This is a genomic window from Priestia sp. SIMBA_032 (assembly GCF_046535215.1).
GTDB classification, from domain to species: Bacteria; Bacillota; Bacilli; order Bacillales; family Bacillaceae_H; genus Priestia; species Priestia aryabhattai.
The window spans coordinates 1-321 of record NZ_JAWRXD010000331.1; the positions used below are offsets into that span (position 1 = coordinate 1).

At 29.0% G+C, this 321-nt stretch carries 1 protein-coding gene; it reads left to right on the plus strand.

The genetic code is table 11. From position 1 onward, the window contains the following. Positions 1-207: 207 nt before the first annotated feature. On the plus strand, positions 208-321 hold a 114-nt coding region (locus tag SB717_RS34630; protein ID WP_410907388.1), incomplete at its 3' end, for a PNPOx family protein.

Consider the following 321-nt stretch of genomic DNA (forward strand, 5'->3'; position numbering starts at 1 on the left):
CTACTATAAGAAATATTTTATTAAACATGCTTTTCACCCTTCCATAGTATGTATTTCTCCACAATATTATTATTATTCTTCTCCTAACTTGTCCGATTTCATCACAATTACGTTTAAAAAATCGGATTGAAGAAAACAGTATGAAAGATATTTAAATTATCTTGTTTAAACAGACAGAATTATAAATTGTGAAAAGGGGTTAAAATTATGCACTTAAAAGAAAAAATCGCAACTATTATTCAAGGTCAACGTACCGGTGTATTATCTACAGTACGAAATGAGAAACCTCATAGCGCCTTTATGATGTTTTTCCATGAAGAT